Below are 22,697 nucleotides of genomic sequence, written 5' to 3'. Positions count from 1 at the left end.
GGGCAGTAGGTTCCTACAAGTCTTTAAATTCAATTCGAGTAAGTGGAAAGCGATCGAGCTGAAAAGCCTCGATCGCTTCCTGAACGATTTCGGTACGGAGTACGATCAGAAGTTTCCCTCCATACTGCTCAAGGATGAGGCGAAGCAAGTCAGAAAAACCCTCACCGCGGATTTCCAAGGGACCAATCTCATCGATAATCAATTCCTCATCGTGGAAATGCTGGTGAATATGTGCCTCCACTCGTGCAAAGGCCCCGGCTGAAAATGAATATTTCCCGACCTGAAGCTGACCTGCCGGCTCTTCCATGGGGAAAGTTTCTGAGCTAGGCAGCAGCAGAAACTGACGCTTTTCGGAAACTATGGGACTCAGAAATCCCGCCGAAGCAGATTTATTCTTATGAAGCCAGGTAGTCTTCCCGGCTCGTTTCGGCCCTGTGAGTAAGGTGATTTCTAAAGACTGATTTGCACCCATGTTTTCACAAAAAATGGAATTCGAAGCAGGCCTTTTTGAGTAGAAGCCGCACGCCAAGAAATTTTTAAATTATCCCTCATTTCGGGGAGAATCCCTTCGATCAAGTTAATCTCTCTAATCATCCCAGATCTTTTTGAGCCTAAAAATTTAAACAATAGCTTCTTCACTAGAGGACCAAGGAAAAGCTGCCACAACGTAAGAATAATAGCTGCTCTCAAACTCATTTCCCGAAAGGAATCTGGAAAAATGGGTAGAAAATAAATCAGAAAAAGTAGCAGAATGACCGGCCATTCTAGACTCATTTTGGATGATTTTTTCTTCTCTCCTTGTGGCGTATTACCTTCTATATCCAAGGAGCCACGCCTTGACTCGAGGGAAACTTTTCCGATCATCCAACCGGCAATAAGCCCTGTAATCAAATAGATTCCGAGATAGCTAAGCACTAGGTTTTTTGCACTGAGAACCGTAGACAAAAAAGGAAAATAAGCCACAATGGAGAGCATAAATTCATCCAAAGCATCCCAGAACCCAATCCCAAAAATGATGGTAAGACTAAGTAGTTTCATTGTGGCGGACTGCATATAAGCAAAAACCGTCACGAGCGTTCTTCCGAGCTTTTGGGAAGGAACAAGAGCAAATATGAATGCCCCAAATGAACCCTGCAAAGCAACGGATAAAAAAGCACCCAAGGGAGCATGAGGACTAAGCAGCATTTTAAATACCAAAACAATAAGAGTCGCATGGATCAGTTTCTTTGAACTGCGCGTCGTAGAATAGATCAGAGATATAAACAGCGCTGAAAAACAAGCGATAAAAACTCCGGTGAGCGGGATTCGGAATGCATGAAGTAATCCACCAAGGAAGGTCTCGGCCAATACCCACAAGGCTATCAGCCTATAATATCGTTTGCTAATCATCCTTTTCTAATGGAGTCTCCTACCCTCACTTTTCCACTCTCCAGCGCCAGAGCATTCTGACCAAAAAGCACTTTATTTCCCACTTTTCGATAAGATGAAAGAGTCTTCAAAGGTTCTGCGCTTGTGATGGCTGTCTCCTGATCCACCGTCGTCAATATGCATCGTGCACAAGGCTTAACTCCTTTGAATCTCACCTCTCCTATTTCCAAAAACTCCCATGTGTCCTCTTCAAAGGCCATACCTCCATCGAAAACAATATTAGGTCGGAATCGATCCATGGGTACCAACTCTTCAAGTTTAGAATTCAAGTCGTTTAAGGACTCATTGCCAATGATGAGATAGGGCATTCCATCAGCAAAACTCACTTCTTCGGATGCATGAGCGTACCTCGGATCTACAGGCCGGCTTGGGAATTCCGGCATTTTGACCAAAGTAACTTGATCGTTCAGGGCATTTGAAAACCACAAATCATAGATTTTGCCCACTCGCTCCGCTCTTACTTCATCATCCCAGATTTGAACTTCCTCGTATTGACCAGTACCCGCTTCAAAAGGAATCTTGAGTCGATCCGTGGGATCATTTTTAGGGAAAACTTCTAAACCATCACTTGTAAGAGCTACCTGTAATAAAGCCATTTTTGGATGTTTTCGCTGACTCATAAATAGCCCCCCCTTATCCACCAGCATCCATCGTCGATCAAACTGAAAACCGCGCTCTTGCGCTAAAGCCTCTGAGACAGAAATACCTCCAAGTGACTTGATTGGGTAAATGTATAATGCTTGGACCGTCAGCAAACTTGCCATGCATCAAAAGTAAAACTTATAAAAAGTTATATCAGCAAAGTGAGTACAAAAAGTTTATTGAGCTGGGTCAATTTAACCTCAGCTAGGTTCATCAACTTTGGCAAAAGTTGGAAATTGACCTCCATTTGGATCAAAAGAAATCCGACTACTAAAATTATTAACCATTTCAGCCTTTCGGTTTTTAGACGCTTTAAACTTGAATTGCCCACAATTAGAGGATGCATTCTTGCGGGAGAAGGTTGCAATGACATGAAAATCCTGACAAATATTTAGATCAATTGAAGGCTTGAATGACAATCTGGGACTACAAATGCTTGATAATTGTCAATTCATCTGACATTGTGACACAAAAAAACTGTGATTCGTCTATGGCACATGAGTTGAAGAAAGGGAGTTGTAGTAAAAAAATCGAAACTTAAATAAACAGATATAATCATGGGAAAAATTATCGGGATAGACTTGGGTACCACCAACTCCTGCGTAGCCGTAATGGAGGGTAATGAACCTGTAGTCATTCAAAATAGCGAAGGAAGAAGAACCACTCCATCCATTGTTGCCTTTTTGGACAATGGGAATGGAGAGAGAAAAGTAGGAGACCCTGCGAAAAGACAGGCAATTACAAACCCTGCTAACACAATTTCTTCTGTAAAAAGATTTATGGGTAAGAAGTTTTCTGAGGTTTCTGAAGAGAAAAAGCATGCTTCTTACAAAGTAGAAAAAGGTCCAAATGACACTGTGGCTGTGAAAATCGGTGACAGATCTTACACTCCACAGGAACTTTCAGCAATGATCCTTCAGAAAATGAAGAGCACAGCCGAGGATTTCCTAGGTCAGGAAGTTACAGAGGCCGTAATTACCGTACCAGCATATTTCAATGACTCCGAAAGACAAGCTACAAAGGAAGCTGGTCAGATCGCTGGTCTTGAAGTAAAGCGAATCATCAATGAGCCTACTGCAGCTGCTTTGGCTTATGGTATGGATAAGAAAAATCAAGACATGAAGATTGCTGTGTATGACCTTGGTGGTGGTACATTCGATATCTCAGTTCTTGAACTAGGTGATGGTGTTTTTGAAGTATTATCTACCAACGGTGACGTTCATCTGGGTGGAGACGACTTTGATCAAGTAATCATCAACTGGCTAGCTGACGAGTTTAATGCCGAAGAAAATATGGATTTGAGACAAGATCCGATGGCTCTTCAGAGATTAAAAGAAGCAGCAGAAAAAGCTAAAATTGAGCTTTCAAGCTCTAATTCTACAGAGATCAACTTGCCTTACATCACCGCTACTCAGTCAGGACCAAAGCACTTGGTTAGAACTTTGAGCAGAGCGAAATTCGAGCAATTGTCAGAAGACTTGGTAAAACGCTCAATGGAGCCTTGCAAAAAAGCACTCAAGGACGCTGGGCTTTCTCCATCAGACATTGATGAGGTAATCTTGGTGGGTGGTTCTACTCGAATCCCAAAAATCCAGGAAGAGGTTGAGAAATTCTTCGGAAAGAAGCCATCCAAGGGTGTAAATCCTGATGAAGTTGTGGCCATTGGTGCTGCTATCCAAGGTGGTGTATTGACTGGAGAAGTAAAAGATGTACTTCTTTTGGATGTGACTCCACTTTCTCTTGGTATCGAAACAATGGGAGGTGTGATGACCAAATTGATCGAAGCAAATACCACGATCCCAACCAAGAAGTCAGAGGTATTCTCTACAGCTGCTGACAACCAGCCTGCAGTAGATATCCACGTACTTCAAGGTGAAAGATCTTTGGCTAAGGACAACAGAACCATTGGACGATTCCAGCTTTCTGATATCCCACCAGCACCACGAGGTGTACCTCAAATCGAAGTGACATTCGACATTGATGCGAATGGTATCATGAACGTGTCTGCAAAGGATAAGGGAACTGGTAAAGAGCAAAAAGTGAAGATTGAGGCTTCTTCTGGATTGACTGAAGAGGAAATCAAAAGAATGAAAGCTGAAGCCGAAGCAAATGCTGAAGCAGATAAGGTGGAAAAAGAGAAAATCGACAAGCTTAACCAAGCGGACAGTTTGATCTTCTCCACAGAGAAGCAATTGAAAGAGTACGGAGACAAGCTTTCTGAAGATAATAAAACTGCGATCTCAGCTGCTCTAGAAACTTTAAAAGCTGCTCACCAATCACAAGACCTTGCTGGCGTAGATGCTGGTATGGAAGGATTGAATAAAGCTTGGGAAGCTGCTTCTCAAGAAATCTACAACGCAACTCAAGGTGCTGAGGCTGGCGCAGGAGCTAATCCTGATCCAGGAGCTTCAGCTGCTGAAGAAAACGATGGAGTTTCCGACGTGGATTACGAAGAAGTAAGCGAAGACAAGAAGTAATTCTAAGTCTATATAAGACCAACGGCATCTGCATACCAGATGCCGTTGTTGTTTTGCAACACTTTTAAGGCTAAAATTCAAAATCAAATGCAGCTTACGGCAGATAATAAATTGAAAAAACTAATCGTTGTGGGAGATCGGGTACTCATCCGATTAAAAAAGCCTAATGAAAAAACTGGATCAGGTCTTTATCTTCCACCAGGAGTCCAAGAAAAAGAGAAGGTACAACAAGGCTACATTATCAAAGCAGGACCGGGCTATCCCATTCCTATGCCCACTGATGATCAAGAACCTTGGATGGACACTGACGAAAAAGTAAAATACGTCCCTCTTCAAGCGAAAGAGGGAGACCTCGCTATCTTCTTACTTTCGGGAGCACATGAAGTGATTTACGAAGGAGAAAAATACTTTATTGTTTCTCAACACTCGATTTTGATGTTAGAACGTGAGCAAGACTTATAAAAAAATAGCTCGAAAATTTTCCGAGCTGTTTTTTTAATGCCACCAACTTTTGCGTCTCTTCATACTTTTCGGGAGTTCGTAGACCGCCCTGGAGTCCACTTTAGGTTCTTCTTTTTCCCAAACCTTATGATTTTTGGCATTTAACCCTTTTGGATTATTGATTTCCTTGCGTGTACGAATTTGGAGTTTCGAACTCTCCTTATTCCATACTTTATAGCTTTTAGCAGCAGCACCTTTCGGGTGTTCAGGGTTAGGGTTAAAAACGAAAGAAAAGTCAGTGACTTGAGACTTGGTAAGTACTGCATTTTTCGCCTTTGGCCCTTTAAAAAAATCTTGAGAAAATCCGGAATGAAAGACGAGAAATGCAAAAAGAAATCCAATCAGTTTTTTCATGATGCTATACTTGGGTTCAGTTAAAGTAATCTCAAAAAACTGAAAAATGTTTCCACGATTCAATTTTTTTTCAGTTCAGATAAAGAATAGAAAAATCTGACATTAGCTTCATTTATACCAACACACCATCACTGAAACCCCAAAATCCCTTCCAAACTAAAAAATCGGAAAAATACCCCTTTCTCAATAGAATATCTTTTTACAAAAGGTATAAAAATGACAAAGCCGGTGCAAAATCGCACCGGCTATGGATATGGAATTGATTGTTGGAATTAAAAGGCAAATACTGCTGCAAGCAGGAATGACGAAAGATTTTTACTCGGATTGAGATCATTATCAACAAAGAAATTTTCGCTCATTGAGTCCAATCTAAACTCAGGAATCAAGGTGAGATTTTTCGTGATTTTGGCATTTCCAGATAATGTCAATGCAAATACGTTTCCATCACCCTCTCCATTCATTCCCACTACTCCCTCCAGGCCTCCATTGAATACGCTGAAGTACTCACCTCTCAGTCCCAGCGCAAATTTTTCAGAGGTCGTTGCCTGGAGATACCCTGCGAATCCATAAAATCCTGAGCCATCACCATCATAATCCTGAATATCAGATCCTGAGAAAATTTCTCCTGAAGAAGTGGTGTTGTAGGTAGTGTTGACACCTACATAAAGTGACTCGGTCAGATTAAAACCAGTGGTCAAATCGACCTGTAAAGTCTTTCCAGCAGAGCTTTGTTCTGGGATTAAAGACCCGTCATTTTGGAGTTTGCCGTCTTGGTCACCATACACGAAGTTAAGAAAAGTACTTCCCGCATCGGTGGCATACCCGAGTTGTGCACCAAGTGTATAAGTCCCCATTAGGTTAAATTCCGTCATATCCGTAGGATTCATTAAGGAGGCCATAAATGAGAATTTATCAGAAAGAGCGATATCGGCCTTGATTCCTGTGTGGGAAAATGGACCATAGGAAAACATATAGGACGTGGAGTAATTGAAGTTTCCAGTTGGAGAAATCACTTCATAGCCAAGGAAAGTATTAAAATTACCTATACTCAAGGTTACCGCATCATTGACATTCCAATAGACATACAGCTGATTTAAAATTTGAGAGCTGCCAGCCATGCCCCCTGCATAAAGTGGAGAGCCGAATACAGCATCTTCGCCCCTTGGACCAAATACCAAATCAACCACTGCGCCAACTTTTTGGCCTTCATATGTGGCAATTATATTAGCCATACCTAAAGAAAATCCAGGAAGATTACCAAAAGATGTAGCAGGAGCTGTAAAGTTTTCTCCGCTATTCGTAGCATTAAGATTTGTTCGAAAATAAGCATCCACCGAGCCTGAGAGTGTTAATTTAGATGTTTCTTCGGTGGTTTCTTGAGCCTTTATATCAGAAATTAGAGAAAAAGATAGGCATAGGATTATTATGAATAGATATTTCATTTTAATTTTAAATGTTGATTGATGAGAGAATTGATCAATAGTCCTCACCAGGAAAGAGAGTCGCATTTTTTTCCTAGGTGGGGATTCCTTTTTTATTGGCTATTCGTCATAGACGATTGTATAGCCTCGGATTCCATGTTCGTGGGAATCCAAACCTGTTCGTTCATGCTCTTCTGAAACCCTGACACCAACAGTGATTTTCAGTACGTAGAAAATGATAAAGGCGGAAGCAAAAGCCATAGCACCACAAACTGCTACTCCAGCAAGTTGAGTTAAGAAACTGTGTTCCGGGTTGGTCGAGAAAATACCTACAGCCAAAGTACCCCAGATTCCACATGTTAAATGGACAGAGACTGCTCCTACCACATCATCGAGTTTGAATCGATCTAGGAGAACTGCAGAGAAAACCACAAGCATTCCAGCCACAAGCCCTATAAATAATGCCGATGCTGGGGTAAAAACATCTGCACCCGCAGTGACACCGACCAGACCGGCAAGAATACCATTCAACATCATACCCAAGTCTAAGCGCTTGAACACAAAATTACCGGCCAAAAATCCACCAAGTCCTCCTGCACAAGCTCCGAGTGAGGTAATAACCAACACATAAGAAACTAGAGCAGGATCTGCAGAAAGTACCGACCCGCCATTGAATCCAAACCATCCCAACCATAATAAGAATACTCCAATTACAGCAAGTGGAACACTCGCTCCAGGCTTATCAACAGTTTTACCATTGACATATTTACCTATTCTCGGGCCTACAAGGATCACTCCTGCCAAGGCCCCCCATCCACCTACAGAATGTACAAGGGTACTTCCAGCGAAGTCATAAAAACCCATATCATCCAAAGCTCCACCTCCCCATTTCCAACTGCCAATGATTGGATATACCAATCCAACAAAAAACAGTGTGAAAACCAGATAGGCTGATAATTTCACCCGCTCCGCAATGGCGCCAGACACAATAGTCGCAGCCGTAGCAGCAAACATGCCTTGGAAAAGGAAGTCTGTCCAATAGGTATATCCTCCATCCGAATAACCAGACGAAACGTCTGCATCCGCAGGAGAGAACCAAAACATTTTCCAACCAGAAAGGTCAAAAGCAAACCATCCTGGAGTCTCAAAGCCAGGATACATTAAAAAAAATCCTACAACCGCGTAGGACAGCAAGCCCAAAATTGGAGTAATGGTATTCTTAAATAAAATGTTGACTGTGTTTTTGGCTTGTCCAAAGCCAGTTTCAACTCCAGCAAACCCAAGGTGCATAATAAACACCAGAGCGGTAGACAGCATCATCCACACGTTATTAGTGGTGAACAATCCTTCAGCTAAGCCAACCGATAATTCTAGTTCGGTCACAGGCTCATTAGCCAGTAATGGTACGAAATACTTCATAGGTTTTGATTAAAATTTTGAACGTTTTCAGAATTTTTGATAGGTCTGACAGCAAATGCTTCTGCCGAAGTTAATTATATTCTCTGCAATAATTCAAATCATTTATTGATACTAAAGCAATTTTTTATAGGTTTTACTATCATTTTTAAACCCATTTAGCTAAAAATTACATTTTTTTCTAATCAATAAGGCTCATTTTAAACCAGATTTGAGAAAAGTTGAAAAATCTAAAATTCTACTGAATATTTTTCTCAATCGATTCCGAAAATTCATTTACGTGAGGTTTATAAGGAATAAAAAGATTTATCAGAATTTAATTCTGATTAAAAAATTTTGAATGAATGGAAATACCGAAAATTTAACTCTGGCCAAAAAAAATTTTATCGAATTCAGTATTTTTTTTCTTTTTACCCCAAAAAAATAAAAAAATATCACCCAAATCCATGTGAGTTAAGTGTGATTCACAAAAAAAGGCCGATCACCGGCCTTCACTAAATTATTTCGTTCATCTAAATTATCGACCCTTGATCAAGGCAAATTCTTTAGCAAAATAGGTGAGAATCACCTTGGCTCCAGCACGTTTAATGCTCAGTAAAGACTCTAGCATTGCTCGTTCACCGTCAAGCCAGCCCCTCTCTGCCGAAGCTTTGATCATGCTGTATTCTCCAGAGACGTTATAGGCAGCTATAGGAAGTGCAAAATTGTCATTCAACAACTTGATGATGTCCAAGTATGCTAATGCCGGCTTGACCATCAAAAAGTCTGCCCCCTCGGCCAAATCCAATTCGGCTTCGATCAGGGCTTCTTTTGAATTAGCCGGATTCATTTGGTAAGTTTTTTTATCCCCAAACTTTGGAGCTGAATCTAAGGCATCTCGGAAAGGGCCATAAAAGGAACTCGCATATTTGGCAGTGTAAGACATGATCGAAGTCTCTGTAAAGCCTTGATCGTCTAAGGCAGCTCGGATAAAACCCACACGCCCGTCCATCATATCTGAAGGCCCCAAAATATCCACCCCAGCATCAGCCTGAGCTAAAGACATTCTAGCCAAAACCTCTAAGGTTTCATCATTCATGATTTTGCCATCTTTCACAATCCCATCATGACCATCACTGCTATAAGGATCCATAGCCACATCCGACATTAGACAGAGTTCAGGGAAAGTCTTTTTGATCTCGCGCAGTGCTTTGAGATAAAAAGTCTCAGGGTTGTAACTCTCCGTTGCCATTTTATCCTTAAGTGACTCCGGGTAAGCCGGAAATACATCGAAAGCCATAATTCCAAGCTTCATGCATTCCTCAATTTCTTTCAGCATCAAGTCCACAGAGTATCTGTAGATACCCGGCATCGAAGCGACTTCCACTTTCTGCTGTCTCCCATCAATGAGAAACATTGGGAAAATAAAATCCTTTACCGAAAGACTTGTCTCCTCCACAAGGCTACGAATAGCCTCCGATTTACGATTTCTTCTGGGTCTGATTTGCATGGTTAAAAGAGGTCTTGAATCCTTTTGAGATCCAAATCTAAATAATTATGTAAATAAAGATCACATGGGGGAAGCTCCTCGATAGTATGGGTGGACAATACGCCGACCACTTTCATCCCGGCATTTTTTGCGGCCATGACTCCTGAAAAGGAGTCCTCGAAAACCAAGCAATCTTTTGGCTCGACTCCTAGGTTCTGGGCCGACTCCTTATAAACCTCTGGATCAGGCTTATGTTTTTGCACATCCTCCTCGGCCAACAAGGATTCGAATTTCTGTAGTATTCCTAATTGCCCCAAAATCAAATCCATATTAGCTCGAGGAGCAGAGGTGGCTACACCTACCTTCAGATTGGCCTGAATGATTTTACTCAGAAACCCTATGAATCCAGAAATATCAGCCACCTGGTCTCTATAAATCTCACGGAATAGACTTTCTTTCTCGAATTCCAATTTCTTCAATTCCTTGCCTTCTATCTTCCTTCCCAAAAAATGGCTAAGTATGTACCCATTGTTTTTGCCATACATGTGGAGCTTGAATTCTTCTTCGGTGGGATAAATGTTGCGCTTGGCGAAAAACTCCTTGAAAGCCACTGAGTGGAAAGGATTGGTATGACTGATCACACCATCCATATCAAAAATAACTGCTTTGAGCATCCTGAATAATTAAGTATTCCAAAGAAAAAGAGCCAAATGGCTCTTTTATCTTAATTAAAACCCTTGATGGTTTTTTCTATTATATCGCAACATTCGTGAAGTTGCTCTTCTGTCATTACCAAGGGGGGTGCAAAACGAATAATATTACCGTGAGTGGGCTTAGCCAAAAGTCCATTATCCTTTAACGCTACGCAGATGTCCCATGCCGTGCTGCTTTCCTCGGAGTCATTAATCACCACGGCATTCAGCAAACCTTTGCCTCGCACCAGTTTGATGATATCATACTTTCCTACCAAAACATTCATTCGATCTCTGAAGATTGCTCCTAGCTTTCGGGCATTCTGGGCTAAGTGCTCATCTCTCACCACCTCTAAAGCTGTCATTGCCACTTGGGTACCCAACGGATTGCCTCCAAAAGTAGATCCATGTTGACCAGGCTTGATCACGTTCATAATATCATCATCGGCTAAAACAGCTGAAACAGGATAAAACCCACCTGAAATGGCTTTACCAAGAATAAGCATATCTGGTTTGGTATAGCTTGCCTGCCGCTCGCAATGCCCTGCGCAAGTACAATTACCGCAAACAGCCAAAAGAGATCCTGTTCTAGCAATCCCTGTTTGGATTTCATCTGCAATGAAGAGAACACCCTTTTCGCTACAAGCTTCTTTGGCCTTTCGGATATAATCCTCCGAAGGTACATAAACACCGGCTTCTCCCTGAATTGGCTCCACTAAGAAAGCTACTACTTCAGGGTCCTTTAGCGCCTCCTTCAATGCAGAAATATCATCATAGGCGATTTTGGCAAAGCCAGCTGTGTAAGGTCCGAAATTTTTCCTTGCATTTTCATCGTTAGAAAACGAGATAATGGTGGTTGTTCTTCCGTGGAAATTATTCTCTGCAACAATGATTTTGGCCTTATTTTCTGGAATACCTTTTTTCTCATACCCCCACTTTCGGGCTATTTTGATTGCAGTCTCTACTCCTTCAGCCCCGGTATTCATTGGAAGTACCTTATCAAAGCCAAAATATTCCGTCAGATATTTTTCAAAGGGGCCTAAGACATCATTATAAAAAGCACGTGAGGTCAAAGTTAAAGTACCTGCTTGCTCGATCAGTGCATTTTTGATTCGGGGATGACAGTGCCCTTGATTGACTGCAGAATATGCAGATAAAAAATCATAGTATCTTTTTCCCTCTACATCCCAAAGGAAGACTCCTTCACCCTTTGCTAAAACAACTGGGAGTGGATGGTAGTTATGTGCACCATATTTATTTTCTAAAGCAATTGCTTCTTGACTGGACTGAATAGATTGCATCTTTCTCGTAATTTTGGATTTATTTCTCAGGACATTAAGTTACAAATATAAGAAATCGCACCCGTCAATCTATGGATTCGAAGAAGAAGGATAAAACACCAGTGGAGTTAGGTGCAGGGGATTATTACTTCAATGAACAAGGCCTCATGGTCTTTACAGAAAAGTACCACCTGAAACGTGGTTATTGCTGCGGCAGTGGCTGCAAGCATTGTCCTTACCCACTGAGTGAATAAAGGGTATAAATTTTTGGAGCAGCAGTTGTTAATTCATAAAAAGTTGCGATATTTGCAAACTCATTACAGGAACGCATTCATTAGACGATAATATATCATGGCAAAAGTTTGTGACATCACCGGAAAAAGACCTCGCGTAGGTAACAACGTGTCCCATGCAAACAATAAGACTAAGCGTAGATTTTACCCAAATCTTCACAAGAAGACTTTCTACGTACCCGAAGAGGACGCATGGATCACTTTGAAAGTGTCTACCAAGGCATTGAAAACTATCAATAAGAACGGTATTTCAGCAGTTTTGAAAAAAGCGCAGGATTCCGGGATGATTGTGATCAAATAATTCAGTCACGACCCTATAATCAATACGAAGATGGCTAAGAAAGGAAATAGAGTACAGGTAATCATGGAGTGCACAGAGCACAAAGCTTCTGGCATGCCAGGTACGTCTCGATACATCACGACCAAAAACAGAAAGAACACCACTGAGAGATTGGAGTTGAAAAAATTCAATCCTATCTTGAAGAAAGTGACTGTTCACAAAGAGATCAAATAATTTCAATCAGAGCTCGCTCTGTTAAAAGAAAAAAGATATGGCTAAGAAAGTAGTAGCAACCCTGAAGAAAGAAGGTGGCGTAACCTATTCAAAAGTTATCAGAGCTATTAAGTCTGACAAGACTGGTGCTTACACCTTTAGAGAAGAAATGGTTCCTTCAACTCTGGTACAGGACACCTTGAAAAAATAAATTGCAGTCGCAATTCAAATTATTTAAGTCCCTCTGATTTCGGTCAGCAGGGACTTTTTCGTTATTTTTGGCCGATAAACAATTCAACATGGGAATTTTTGGTTTTTTCTCTAAAGACAAAAAAGAAAGCTTAGATCAGGGCCTTCAGAAGTCCAGCGAAACTATTTTTTCAAAGCTAAGCAAGGCAGTTGTCGGTAAATCCACCGTGGATGAAGAGGTTCTTGATGAACTGGAAGAAATCCTAATCACATCGGATGTAGGTGTGGATACCACCATCAAAATTATCAACCGTATCGAAGATCGAGTGGCTCGAGATAAATACGTCAATACTCAAGAGCTAGATAAGCTCCTGCGAGAGGAAATTATTAACCTTCTTGCTGAAAATAATACACAAGATCTTCTGGACTTTGAACTTCCAGCGGATAAAAAGCCATATGTCATTATGGTGGTGGGAGTCAATGGAGTGGGGAAAACCACTACCATTGGAAAACTAGCTAGCCTCTTTAAAAATGCTGGTAAGTCTGTGGTTTTGGGAGCGGCGGACACCTTTCGAGCGGCTGCAGTGGATCAGTTGATTCTATGGGGCAAAAGAGTGGATGTCCCAGTTGTTTCACACGGAATGAATACTGATCCCGCATCGGTAGCATTTGATGCCGTAAAACAGGCAGTGGACCAAAAAGTAGATGTAGTCATCATCGATACTGCTGGCCGCTTGCACACAAAGGTCAACCTGATGAATGAGCTTGGTAAGATAAAGCGAGTGATGCAAAAATTTATCCCAGATGCGCCACACGAGATATTACTTGTTTTGGATGGTTCGACTGGCCAGAATGCATTTATTCAAGCAAAGGAATTTTCCAAGGTCACAGAAATTTCAGCACTTGCCGTCACCAAACTAGATGGAACCGCAAAGGGCGGAGTTGTCATAGGAATTTCAGACCAAATGAAAATCCCTGTCAAATACATAGGTGTTGGCGAAAAAATGACTGACCTTCAGCTTTTTAACAGAAAGGAATTTGTAGATTCCTTATTCAAAAAGAAATAATCCATCTGATTTGATCACATATAATCCCGAGAAATCGGGATTTTTTTTTGCCTTATGCGCAACCCTTTGAAAAAAATTTCCGTAATTTATTATGATATCATTATAACATCATATTGACATGGAAAAAATAACAAAACCAGCATCAGGATATACCTTTCTCCTGGTCGTACTACTTTTGATTGCCAGTGCAGTTTCCTCAATTGTACTTGGACTGTTCGTGGTTGCCATCCCTGTATTGCTTGCATTCATAATCTCCATTTTTGGATTCTTTATTGTAGAACCAAATAAGGCGATGGTACTTTTACTTTTTGGTGATTACAAAGGTACCGTAAAGAAAAGTGGGTTTTTCTGGGTAAATCCCTTTATGACCAAAAAGAAAATCTCTTTGAGGGTAAGGAACTTTGAAAACAAGCCTGTAAAAGTCAATGACAAAATCGGTAATCCCGTCATGATCGGGACAATTGTGGTTTGGCAAGTAGAAGATACTTTTAAAGCCTCTTTTGATGTCAATGACTATGAGAATTTTGTCCACCTCCAGGCTGATGCTGCGGTTCGAAAAATGGCAGGATTATTCTCCTATGACAATTTTGAAGATGAAGACGAAGAAGTAACGCTTCGCTCGGGAGTAGAAGAAGTGAATGACGCCTTAGAAAAAGAGATTAGAGATCGATTAAATCATGCTGGAATTAAAGTAATCGAGGCAAGAATTTCCCACCTGGCTTACGCCTCAGAAATTGCATCAGCCATGCTTCAGCGTCAGCAGGCCACGGCTATTGTAGCCGCCAGACAAAAAATTGTTGAAGGCGCTGTGGGTATGGTGGAAATGGCGTTGGAAGATCTGAAGATGAAAGATATCATTGAGTTTGACGATGAAAAAAAGGCGGTAATGGTTTCAAATTTGATGGTCGTTCTTTGTTCTGATAAGAGTGCTAGCCCTGTATTAAATGTCGGAACATTGCATCAGTAATCATGGCTTATCGAGTATTTAATGAATCTCAGACATATCGAGGAACATGGGTAGCTTACTTTTTACTTTTGGTGGAGCTACCCACCCTCCTTTTGCTTTTGTTCTTCTTTTTCACCGCCGAGGACAAATCTGAAATGGGAATAGCGCTTAGCGTTATGATCGTAGTCATGGGGGGGATTTTCCTATTTATTTTCAACCTAAAGCTGGAAACCCGGATTGACGAAGCTGGAGTATCCTTTCGGTTTTTCCCATTCATTAATTCGTGGAGAAAATATACACCAGAGCAGATTCAATCTATTCAAGTAATTAACTATAGTCCAATCACGGATTATGGTGGATGGGGGCTCAAAGGAAATAAAACAACCAAAGCCTATAGTATTCTGGGAGATGAAGGCTTGCTTCTGGACGTAGGGGAAAAGAAAAAAATAATGATTGGCACGATGAAGGCCAAAGAGCTCAAAGAATTTATAGAGAATTGGAGGGAGGGTAATCATGGCAGCTAAGAAGCCTTTTGCATTACGCTTAGACGAAAAAATGATGAAAGAAGTGGAAAAATGGGCCGCTGATGAATTCCGTAGTACCAATGGACAATTGGAATGGATCGTACGTGAAGCACTCAAAAAATCTGGACGTCTTGGTAAATCGACAAGTACCGACAAAGACTAATTACTCCTGACATAGCCTTTTGATCCCTTAGAAAAAATCATGATATTGAGGTAGTTAACCTAACATCGTCATGAAAAAACTAATAGCTATAGCTCTATTTTTTGGAGCTTTTTACTTGGCCAATCCTGCAGAAACCTTGGCTCAGGAAGTCGCAACTGAAATGACCAAGGAGCAGAAAAAAGCAGCCAAAACCGCTGCAAAGCTAGAAAAAGCTGAGGCTCAACTCGAAAAAAACAGAGAGAAATTAGAAAAAATCAACAATCGATACCAGAAGGACTTAGATAATTTTCAAAAGAAAAATGCCTCCGGGAAACTAACTCCTAATGATGTAGCCAAAATCACAAAGGACTTGGGTAAACAAGCCAAGGCTATCGAGAAACTGGAAAAAGATATCGAGAAGTTAGAAGAACTACTGGCTGAAGCCGGTTAATTTATGGGCGACCTAGGGTCGCCTTTTTTTTTATTCCTCATCTGGTGTATACAGTAAGATATTATTTTCAAAGTCATATAGTGTAAGGGCCCTGAGCTCATAATAAGCCATCCAGAAGTCCTTGAGTGAGGAAAAATACGCCCGCTTATTCGAATCTTTTTCTCCCTGTGCGATATTCAAATCCGTGATTGTCACATTGCCTGTTTGGTATCGCTTGAGTGCAATATCATATCTTTTTTGAGCTACTTCGTCTGATACACGAGTGACACCTAGGCGCTCCCGCATCATGATAAAGTTTTTCACTTTAGTAAATATTTCTTGCTCAAAATTGATCCGTTCCTGCTCAACTGTATACTCCACTAGTCTTTGATTTGCCTGAGCCTGAGAGACCCGCGCTTTGTTTCTTCCCCAATCTAAAATTGGAACTGATAGGCCAAGATTGACTAAGGCTTGGGTATTGGGATTTTGATAAATCTCAGGAAAGGTAAAAGCAGCGTTATTATATCCATAACTCGCATTGAGTTGCATAGAAATTCGCTCTCCTTTCGCCTGGGCGATTAAAGCTTCTGCTTCTAACTCCTGACGAACGAATCCTAAGGCTTCTGCCCTATTTTCAAAAGCCAATTCAATCGCACGATTGACGTCAACATCAAATTGTGGGATTTCTGTCGGGGAGATCAGTCTGATTTCGTCATATTGACTCAACCCTATAAATGCATTTACTCCAAATGTACTTCCCTCTAAATCCATTTTGGCTTGAGCCAAGTCTTGTTGGGCCTGCAAAACTTGAAGTTCTACCTGTAAAAGTGCATCCTCATAAGCGGTCCCTAGTTCGTATCGCTTTTTCTCTATTTCAAAAATCTGCTGAGAATTCGCCAAGTTATATGTCGCGATATCATGATTGACTTGAGCTAGGAGATAATCAAAAAACAAAGAAGTCACTTGCATGGACACCATTTCCATTTCTTGAACAAATTCCCGCTTGCTTTCTTCGTAGATGAGTGGCTGAATCTTTTTATCCCACTTGAAAGGATTGTAGGCGAAAATTGGCTGCTGAAGTCTGACGTTCACCGGAACACCTGAGTATTGAGTTTGTGGATCCGTCCCGTCTGAGAGAAAGTTATCAAAACGATTGGTTGATGAATTCACGGAGATTACTCCACCAGTAGGAGCAATTACCTGCTGAAGCCCCAGCTCCAAATCAAGTAAATTTTGCTGGACTTGCAAAAACTCAATACTTCCATCTGGCTGGGTGATACTATTGAATGATTGAGAATAACTCGGCAAAGTACCATTCAAACGTAGCTGAGGATTATAATTTGATCTAAATAACCTGTATTGCCAATACCGATTTTCCTTTTTGGTTTTGACACTCAAGGAGGCAGGAGAAATTTCCTTGGCTCGATTCACCATCTCGCTAAGGGTGTAAGTGGTAACTTCTTGCCCGTGAGAAGCTGAAAGGATCAATGAGAAGAATCCCGAAATAAAGATTTTAGGGTAAAATGAAAATTTCATCCTTCTATAAGTTGGTTTAGTGGACACACTGAATAACTAAAGTAACTATTGATTCCAATTGTACAAACAGTGAATTGTTAAATTCCCTTACTAGTGACTAAAATCTAAAAAATAAAGGGATTAGCCCTGATCCTTTTTAACTTGCAGCATAAAATAATTGCATGAAAAAAGTCATCAGTTTCGTCATCAGGTTCGTTCCAAGACCGTTATTGCAGACCATCAGTCCTCTGGTCATGTCATTTTTTGCAAGAATGAATAAAGGTGATGCTGTGAGCTGTCCAGTATGCGGCAACAGTTATTCGAAATTTCTTCCCTATGGTCGCAAGGCACGAGCAAACGCCCTTTGTCCAAGCTGTCTTGCACTAGAACGTCATAGGCTGATGTGGCTTTTTCTGAAACAAAGGACCACTTTTTTTAGCAAAAAATTGAAGGTTTTACATATTGCACCAGAACATTGTTTCATTGATCGATTTGAAAAATTACCTAATCTAGAATACGTCACGGCTGATATTGAGTCGCCACTCGCCAAGGTGAAAATGGATGTGCACGACATCCCATTTCCGGATAATTCTTTTGATGTAATCTTTTGTAATCATGTTTTGGAGCATGTCACAGACGATTTAAAAGTCTGTGCTGAGTTCAATCGAGTTCTGAGACAAGACGGGTGGGGGATCTTGCAATCTCCTGTGTACAACATCCCTACCACGTTACAGGATGATTCGATCACCGATGCTGCAGAACGAGAGCGCGTTTTTGGTCAAAGAGATCACGTGCGAAAATATGGATTAGATTATGCAGCACGATTGAGAAAGTCCGGAATTTTGATCGAGGAAAACTCCTTTGTGAAAGAGTTAGCTGCTGAAGAGGTTGAAAAATATGCTCTGCCGAAAGAGGAGATCATCTTTATGTGCAAGAAAGGCTAGCCTTTAATCGCTTTCACACTCAGTTCATAGAGTAATCCGGCACCATACCCTGAAAGCTGAAGTACTGCACAAATCCAACTCAAGCCCATCACCAGCAAAGAACGATATTGAATAAGAGCTCCAACCAGAACGCCTAAAGACCAAAGTCCAAAAATTAGGAGTTGAGCATAAAACAGCTGAGGCCACAAGAAAAAAGCGAAGGCAATAGAAATTAAAAAAAGTAAAAAAAACAATGGCAAAAGGTGAATCAGTTGTATGGCTCCCGGGTGAAATCTTGAGACATTCACACGGTTTTGTCCAAAAGAGAAGGATTGCTTCATAAAGTTCAAGAGAGTGTTTTTTCGCTTGTGAAAAACATAAGCTTCTTCAACTAGCTCAAGCCTAAACCCAGATTTTTTAATCCGTAAGCTCCATTCTATATCCTCACCGCGGTTAGGATCCAAAAACCCCTTAGTCTGCTCAAACACCTGCTTGCTTACTCCCATATTGAAGCCTCTAGCCTGATACTTCGAAGGGTCTTTTAGCTTGCCACGAATCCCTCCAGTGGTCCAAAAAGAAGTCATTGCAAAATCCATAGCTTTTTGAAGTGGTGAAAAATCTTCTCCAGATCGATCTGGCCCTCCAAAGGCATCCAAGCTTCTATTTTTTATTTCCAGAGCCAAGACCTCCAAATACATGGGTGGTAATACGACATCTGAATCTAAAATCACAAAAAAATCGCCACTCGCCTGGCTCATACCGAAATTTCTAGCAAAGCCCTGACCAGAATTTTCCTGAAAAAAATAACGAATAGAGAAATTTTTAGAAAATCTGGAAACTACAGCCTCGCAAGTAACTTCAGAACCATCTTCCACTATAATCACCTCAAAGTCTCGATAAGTTTGGCTAAGCAGACTTGTTAATAAATCTTGAATTTCATCTGGTCTATTGAATACTGGGATAATGATGGAAAACTTCATTTTCAAAAGTTCAGCTCCTCATCCACTTTATATTCAGGTTCCTTCGATTGATTTGAAGTCATCAGCTCCGCAATAAAACCGGTTAAAAACAGTTGAACTCCCACAATCAATGCAACAAGTGCCAAGAAAAACAAGGGCTGATCCACAACCTCACGAACCTTAAGCCCTTTGCTCAACCCATAAATCTTTTCTCCTACCAACCAACATGTGATGAAAAACCCAGTCAAAAAGGATAGTGTCCCAAGCAATCCAAAAAAATGCATCGGCTTTTTCTTATATCGATGGACGAATGAAACAGAAATTAGATCTAAAAATCCATTGAGGAAGCGCTCCAACCCAAACTTAGACTCACCATATTTACGGGCTTGATGTTGGACCACTTTTTCACCTATCTTAGAAAACCCGCTCCACTTAGCCAATAAGGGGATATAGCGGTGCATCTCCCCATAGATATGAATATTTTTGACCACCTTTTTTTTGTAAGCCTTAAGCCCACAATTGAAATCGTGAAGTGGAATACCTGAAATCCAGCGTGTGACCCCATTAAAAAACCTGGAAGGAATGGTCTTGGTAATTGGATCATGTCTTTCCTTTTTCCAGCCTGAAACCACATCGAATCCCTCTTCTGTAATCATTCGATATAACTCTGGAATCTCCTCGGGACTATCTTGAAGATCCGCATCCATGGTAATCACCACCTCTCCTGTAGCCTTAACAAATCCAGCATCCAAAGCAGCCGATTTACCAAAATTTCGGGTGAAATTCAGCCCCTTAATCTCCTTGAAGTTTGCACTGAGTTCTTCCATGACGCTCCAGGAGCGATCTGTACTTCCATCATTCACCAAAATAACCTCATAAGAAAAGCCGTGTGTTTGCATCACACGGCTAATCCATTGGGTCAATTCCGTAATAGATTCGTCTTCATTAAAAACGGGAATTACTACAGAAATTTGAATCATATTAATATTCTAGAGACTTGTCTTTTTTCTTCAGGATTGCTCCCAAAATTAAGGCTATTATGGCATAAACCACTAGGGCAATCCCAAAGGCTTTCAATTGGCCACCTAGAGTAAATCCATCTAATGTTGCCTGTCTCATTTCCTCAATTTGCTCAGCACCCATTGAATCCGCTGGAGCACCAAAACGCTCCATCATAGCTAGGGTGTTTTCTACAGACTGATCAGCTAAAACTTGGCCTAGCGTAGGATCAATTACTTGATACAGCAAAATTTGGCCAACTAAGCCAACAAGGCCAGAAATAACAATTGCTATAAAACTAAACTGGAAAGCTGTCCCAAAGTCCATAAATCCACCCAATTCAGAACGATACTGACGACCAAAATAAATGATTAGGGTAAAGAAAATGACAATTGCGATCAATCCAAACCAACCGCTGATCAGCATGGATGAATCAATAAAATAAACAATAAAGGTAATCGCAAGTGAAACGAGACCTATGGTGAGACCAGGTTGAATGGCCGCTTTCAGGGGAGATTGTTGTTCTTCCATAATGGAGTTAGTTAGAGTTTCTACGTAAAATAATGGAAATAATAATACTAAAAAAAAGGCCGGGGATGATTTTCCACAGCGTATCGTTCAAGCCCACATCAAAAGGAGTCATTGCTTGGACGCTCATCAAAGTCGTTTCAAAGGATTTTTCTCCAACCTGTCCCAAAATCAATTCTTTATTATCAGCCAGTACTTTGAGTTTCGTATCCAAAATCAATTCAAAAAGATCTGGAGAAAGACTAAGGATCAGCCAGATACCTAAACCAGAGATAAGTCCAAGGATCATATACGCTACGAAGCCAACCGTCATACCTTCGGAAAATGAAAGGTAGCCATCATTGTTATAATCTTTGTAGAATTTTATAGTCAAAAATATGGCTATGGGCACGATGATGTAACCAAACACCAAATTCAAGTTCGTAGGATCGCCGTAAAACCAGGCAAGAGCCAAGAAAGAGACTACACTTAGGACACCACCTAAGGTGCCAAACCTATATGCAGACTGAAAATATTTTCCCATCACAAGCGAACTAGTTGCCCTTTCTGCACTACATATTTTACTCGTCCTTGAAGTTTTTCCCCAAACCACGGATTATTCGAAGCTTTAGAAAGATTGACGGATCTGTCATAGACCCACTCCTCTTGTGGGTCGAAAATAGTCCAACCTGGATCTTTTTCATCCAAAATCACCCTTCTAGGTCCACGGGTTATTTTTTCAATAAGGAGTGGCCAGGAAAGCTCCTTTTCCAAATGAACAAGAGCTGGAAGAAAAGTGATTAACCCAGCCATGCCAAAACTAGCCAAATCAAACTCCATGAACTTTGAATCATAATCCTGAGGTTGATGGTTTGACACAATCGCATCAATCGTCCCATCTTGTATGCCTTGAATCAAAGCTTCTCTATCCTTTGCTCCCCTGAAAGGTGGTAAAACCTTATAGTTAGCATCGAAGGATTTCAAATCTTGATCTGAAAAAATTAATTGATAAACAGAAATGTCACAGGAAACTTGGAGTCCTTCAGCCTTGGCTTCACGAATTAGCTGCACGCTTTTAGCAGTACTAATTGTTTGAAAATGCATCCTCCCTCCTGTATATCGCAAAATTTCGAGATTCCGATGAACAGCCAAGTCCTCAGCAAGGTTTGGAATACCCTTCATACCAAGGTGGGTACTGATTTCTCCCTCATGCATTTTGCCAAAGAGCGCCAATAACGGATCATAAGAATGATCGAACAGAACCCCATTAAAGCGCTGCAAATATTGAAGGATTTTCATCAAACGATCACTATTAGCTAAAGTCTCAGTGCCATCTCCGAAAATTGAAACACCTGACTGATAATGGATATCGAGAATCTCTGTCAGATCTTCTCCCCGGGTATCCCGAGTGACAGCAGCCTGAATATGGATTTCAGGCAAAAATGATTGAGCCTTTCTGTGGATATAATCCACATCATTTTTTGATTGAATTACCGGTTGAGTATTTGGGAGAAGGACACCCCCACTAAATCCACTAAGTTGAAGAGCTTTTGACAAGCTTTCAAGAGTCTCCTTATATTCCAACCCGGGATCACCTGAGCCACATCTCAGATCGAGCCAGCCTTCGGTCAAAAATAAATTCGTGGCATCGACTTCAGAATCATATTCCCCATTCCAATTGCTTGGTACTTCAGTGAGATTTTCATTATGAAACAAATAATCTTTAGGCGCTTGAATTTTTGAATTTTGAATTAGCCTCAGATTTTTGAACAGTGTGGACATGCAGGAAAATTTTGTCGTAAAACTGCAATAATATTCAATAAAATGAAAGTACAGATCAAAATATGGTCAATCCTATAATTAGGATATTCCTTGCTAATAATTAGGAAAACAAAAATATTATGAACGCAAAAAAGCCAGCTAGATAGCTGGCTTTTAAATAATGTGGCGGCGACCTACTCTCCCAGGTGTAACCCCAGTACCATCGGCGCTGCAGGGCTTAACTTCTCTGTTCGGGATGGGAAGAGGTGG

General features: G+C 40.9%; 27 protein-coding genes and 1 rRNA gene. 12 read left to right on the top strand and 16 right to left on the bottom strand.

Annotated elements, in window-relative coordinates; genetic code table 11:
• Positions 1 to 13: 13 nt before the first annotated feature.
• Genes ACFOSV_RS08405 through ACFOSV_RS08395 form a run of 3 tightly spaced genes read right to left on the bottom strand, consistent with a single transcriptional unit; the run spans position 14 to position 2,192 of the window.
• Complete coding sequence (locus ACFOSV_RS08405; RefSeq protein WP_377905371.1) at positions 14 to 472, bottom strand: nucleoside-triphosphatase; 459 nt, start codon at positions 470 to 472, stop codon at positions 14 to 16.
• Positions 451 to 1,389 (bottom strand): hypothetical protein, encoded by a 939-nt coding sequence (locus tag ACFOSV_RS08400; RefSeq protein ID WP_377905369.1) that lies wholly within the window; start codon positions 1,387 to 1,389, stop codon positions 451 to 453. Before ACFOSV_RS08400 ends, ACFOSV_RS08405 begins: the two co-directional genes overlap by 22 nt.
• The gene (locus tag ACFOSV_RS08395) at positions 1,386 to 2,192 is read right to left on the bottom strand and encodes an MOSC domain-containing protein (protein WP_377905367.1); all 807 of its coding nucleotides are present in this window, start codon (positions 2,190 to 2,192) and stop codon (positions 1,386 to 1,388) included. The genes ACFOSV_RS08400 and ACFOSV_RS08395 overlap by 4 nt, the downstream gene beginning before the upstream one ends.
• A gap of 435 nt (positions 2,193 to 2,627) precedes the next feature.
• Between ACFOSV_RS08395 and dnaK the strand changes: the two genes are divergently transcribed.
• Positions 2,628 to 4,547, top strand: coding sequence for a molecular chaperone DnaK (gene dnaK, locus ACFOSV_RS08390; protein WP_377905365.1), 1,920 nt, complete (start codon positions 2,628 to 2,630; stop codon positions 4,545 to 4,547).
• Positions 4,548 to 4,634: 87 nt separating this feature from the next.
• Positions 4,635 to 5,009, top strand: a complete 375-nt coding sequence (locus ACFOSV_RS08385) for a co-chaperone GroES (RefSeq protein ID WP_377905363.1) — start codon at positions 4,635 to 4,637, stop codon at positions 5,007 to 5,009.
• Between the two features lie 33 nt (positions 5,010 to 5,042).
• On the opposite strand, the gene ACFOSV_RS08380 is transcribed toward ACFOSV_RS08385, so the two are convergent.
• The 6 genes from ACFOSV_RS08380 to rocD all read right to left on the bottom strand — a co-directional run bounded on the left by ACFOSV_RS08380 (position 5,043) and on the right by rocD (position 11,700).
• Complete coding sequence (locus ACFOSV_RS08380; protein WP_377905361.1) at positions 5,043 to 5,402, bottom strand: hypothetical protein; 360 nt, start codon at positions 5,400 to 5,402, stop codon at positions 5,043 to 5,045.
• Positions 5,403 to 5,674: 272 nt separating this feature from the next.
• Positions 5,675 to 6,844, bottom strand: coding sequence for a porin (locus ACFOSV_RS08375; protein ID WP_377905359.1), 1,170 nt, complete (start codon positions 6,842 to 6,844; stop codon positions 5,675 to 5,677).
• Between the two features lie 99 nt (positions 6,845 to 6,943).
• Positions 6,944 to 8,143 carry an ammonium transporter gene (locus ACFOSV_RS08370; RefSeq protein ID WP_377907288.1) on the bottom strand — a complete coding sequence of 400 codons (1,200 nt, stop codon included), beginning with the start codon at positions 8,141 to 8,143 and terminating at the stop codon, positions 6,944 to 6,946.
• 613 nt (positions 8,144 to 8,756) lie between these two features.
• Positions 8,757 to 9,728: a porphobilinogen synthase gene (gene hemB, locus ACFOSV_RS08365; protein WP_377905357.1), complete on the bottom strand. Its 972-nt coding sequence runs from the start codon at positions 9,726 to 9,728 to the stop codon at positions 8,757 to 8,759.
• A gap of 2 nt (positions 9,729 to 9,730) precedes the next feature.
• Positions 9,731 to 10,381, bottom strand: a complete 651-nt coding sequence (locus ACFOSV_RS08360; RefSeq protein WP_377905355.1) for an HAD family hydrolase — start codon at positions 10,379 to 10,381, stop codon at positions 9,731 to 9,733.
• Positions 10,382 to 10,431: 50 nt separating this feature from the next.
• Positions 10,432 to 11,700: an ornithine--oxo-acid transaminase gene (gene rocD, locus ACFOSV_RS08355; protein ID WP_377905353.1), complete on the bottom strand. Its 1,269-nt coding sequence runs from the start codon at positions 11,698 to 11,700 to the stop codon at positions 10,432 to 10,434.
• A 71-nt stretch (positions 11,701 to 11,771) separates the two neighbouring features.
• Between rocD and ACFOSV_RS08350 the strand changes: the two genes are divergently transcribed.
• The 9 genes from ACFOSV_RS08350 to ACFOSV_RS08310 all read left to right on the top strand — a co-directional run bounded on the left by ACFOSV_RS08350 (position 11,772) and on the right by ACFOSV_RS08310 (position 15,784).
• Entirely contained in the window at positions 11,772 to 11,933 is a 162-nt protein-coding gene (locus ACFOSV_RS08350) for a DUF5522 domain-containing protein (protein WP_377905351.1), read from the top strand.
• A gap of 97 nt (positions 11,934 to 12,030) precedes the next feature.
• The gene (gene rpmB / locus ACFOSV_RS08345; RefSeq protein ID WP_377905349.1) at positions 12,031 to 12,273 is read left to right on the top strand and encodes a 50S ribosomal protein L28; all 243 of its coding nucleotides are present in this window, start codon (positions 12,031 to 12,033) and stop codon (positions 12,271 to 12,273) included.
• A gap of 30 nt (positions 12,274 to 12,303) precedes the next feature.
• Entirely contained in the window at positions 12,304 to 12,486 is a 183-nt protein-coding gene (gene rpmG, locus ACFOSV_RS08340) for a 50S ribosomal protein L33 (RefSeq protein ID WP_087938519.1), read from the top strand.
• A gap of 37 nt (positions 12,487 to 12,523) precedes the next feature.
• Complete coding sequence (locus ACFOSV_RS08335) at positions 12,524 to 12,676, top strand: DUF4295 domain-containing protein (protein WP_377905347.1); 153 nt, start codon at positions 12,524 to 12,526, stop codon at positions 12,674 to 12,676.
• 88 nt (positions 12,677 to 12,764) lie between these two features.
• On the top strand, positions 12,765 to 13,721 hold the full coding sequence (gene ftsY, locus ACFOSV_RS08330; RefSeq protein WP_377905345.1) for a signal recognition particle-docking protein FtsY: 957 nt from the start codon (positions 12,765 to 12,767) through the stop codon (positions 13,719 to 13,721).
• Positions 13,722 to 13,839: 118 nt separating this feature from the next.
• On the top strand, positions 13,840 to 14,688 hold the full coding sequence (locus ACFOSV_RS08325) for an SPFH domain-containing protein (protein ID WP_377905343.1): 849 nt from the start codon (positions 13,840 to 13,842) through the stop codon (positions 14,686 to 14,688).
• A 2-nt stretch (positions 14,689 to 14,690) separates the two neighbouring features.
• The gene (locus ACFOSV_RS08320; RefSeq protein WP_377905341.1) at positions 14,691 to 15,191 is read left to right on the top strand and encodes a hypothetical protein; all 501 of its coding nucleotides are present in this window, start codon (positions 14,691 to 14,693) and stop codon (positions 15,189 to 15,191) included.
• Positions 15,181 to 15,354 (top strand): Arc family DNA-binding protein, encoded by a 174-nt coding sequence (locus tag ACFOSV_RS08315; RefSeq protein ID WP_377905339.1) that lies wholly within the window; start codon positions 15,181 to 15,183, stop codon positions 15,352 to 15,354. The genes ACFOSV_RS08320 and ACFOSV_RS08315 overlap by 11 nt, the downstream gene beginning before the upstream one ends.
• A 70-nt stretch (positions 15,355 to 15,424) precedes the next feature.
• Positions 15,425 to 15,784, top strand: a complete 360-nt coding sequence (locus ACFOSV_RS08310) for a hypothetical protein (RefSeq protein ID WP_377905337.1) — start codon at positions 15,425 to 15,427, stop codon at positions 15,782 to 15,784.
• A gap of 30 nt (positions 15,785 to 15,814) precedes the next feature.
• Here ACFOSV_RS08310 and ACFOSV_RS08305 read toward each other — a convergent pair whose 3' ends face one another.
• A complete protein-coding gene (locus ACFOSV_RS08305) occupies positions 15,815 to 17,299 on the bottom strand; it encodes a TolC family protein (protein ID WP_377905335.1) in 1,485 nt (494 codons plus the stop codon).
• Between the two features lie 161 nt (positions 17,300 to 17,460).
• Here ACFOSV_RS08305 and ACFOSV_RS08300 point away from each other — a divergent pair, with 161 nt between their 5' ends.
• Positions 17,461 to 18,222, top strand: coding sequence for a class I SAM-dependent methyltransferase (locus ACFOSV_RS08300; protein WP_377905333.1), 762 nt, complete (start codon positions 17,461 to 17,463; stop codon positions 18,220 to 18,222).
• Here ACFOSV_RS08300 and ACFOSV_RS08295 read toward each other — a convergent pair.
• The 6 genes from ACFOSV_RS08295 to rrf all read right to left on the bottom strand — a co-directional run.
• Entirely contained in the window at positions 18,219 to 19,181 is a 963-nt protein-coding gene (locus ACFOSV_RS08295; protein ID WP_377905331.1) for a glycosyltransferase, read from the bottom strand. The genes ACFOSV_RS08300 and ACFOSV_RS08295 overlap by 4 nt on opposite strands.
• A 2-nt stretch (positions 19,182 to 19,183) precedes the next feature.
• On the bottom strand, positions 19,184 to 20,140 hold the full coding sequence (locus ACFOSV_RS08290) for a glycosyltransferase family 2 protein (RefSeq protein ID WP_377905329.1): 957 nt from the start codon (positions 20,138 to 20,140) through the stop codon (positions 19,184 to 19,186).
• A gap of 1 nt (position 20,141) precedes the next feature.
• Positions 20,142 to 20,690: a DUF4199 domain-containing protein gene (locus ACFOSV_RS08285; protein ID WP_377905327.1), complete on the bottom strand. Its 549-nt coding sequence runs from the start codon at positions 20,688 to 20,690 to the stop codon at positions 20,142 to 20,144.
• Between the two features lie 7 nt (positions 20,691 to 20,697).
• On the bottom strand, positions 20,698 to 21,210 hold the full coding sequence (locus ACFOSV_RS08280) for a DUF4199 domain-containing protein (protein WP_377905325.1): 513 nt from the start codon (positions 21,208 to 21,210) through the stop codon (positions 20,698 to 20,700).
• Positions 21,210 to 22,448, bottom strand: a complete 1,239-nt coding sequence (locus ACFOSV_RS08275) for a dihydroorotase (protein WP_377905323.1) — start codon at positions 22,446 to 22,448, stop codon at positions 21,210 to 21,212. The genes ACFOSV_RS08280 and ACFOSV_RS08275 overlap by 1 nt, the downstream gene beginning before the upstream one ends.
• Before the next feature lie 160 nt (positions 22,449 to 22,608).
• Positions 22,609 to 22,697, bottom strand: a 5S ribosomal RNA gene (gene rrf / locus ACFOSV_RS08270); the annotation flags it as partial.

The sequence above is a fragment of the Algoriphagus namhaensis genome (assembly GCF_042649705.1).
Lineage (GTDB): Bacteria > Bacteroidota > Bacteroidia > Cytophagales > Cyclobacteriaceae > Algoriphagus > Algoriphagus namhaensis.
This window is presented reverse-complemented; position numbering and strand designations above follow the sequence as displayed.